This window comes from Oleiphilus sp. HI0043 (assembly GCF_001634935.1).
The window spans coordinates 1-224 of sequence record NZ_LWEY01000865.1 but is presented as its reverse complement, the minus strand read 5'-3'; the positions used below and the strand labels follow the sequence as shown (position 1 = coordinate 224).

Here is a 224-nt window from a genome sequence, read left to right as displayed (position 1 = left end):
TCGGAACGTTGACGATTGATCATCCTGCATACTGCGCCGCCTGTTGGATAATACACTCCGGTGACACCACCGGTACCGACAATCATATAGTGCTTGTCACGAGCAAGGCTGAGCTCGGAACTGCCGAAAAGAAAGACGAAAATACAAAGCTTAGCCAGCTTCAATTTGCCGAACAAACTCAAAGTTTTTGACCTACGACCTAGCATACGTTTCCTTATTGAAGC

Annotated in this window: 1 pseudogene; it reads right to left on the bottom strand. The window is 46.9% G+C overall.

From position 1 onward, the window contains the following. A pseudogene (locus A3729_RS33890) lies at positions 1-182 on the bottom strand (C4-dicarboxylate ABC transporter substrate-binding protein); the annotation flags it as partial. Positions 183-224 lie beyond the last annotated feature (42 nt).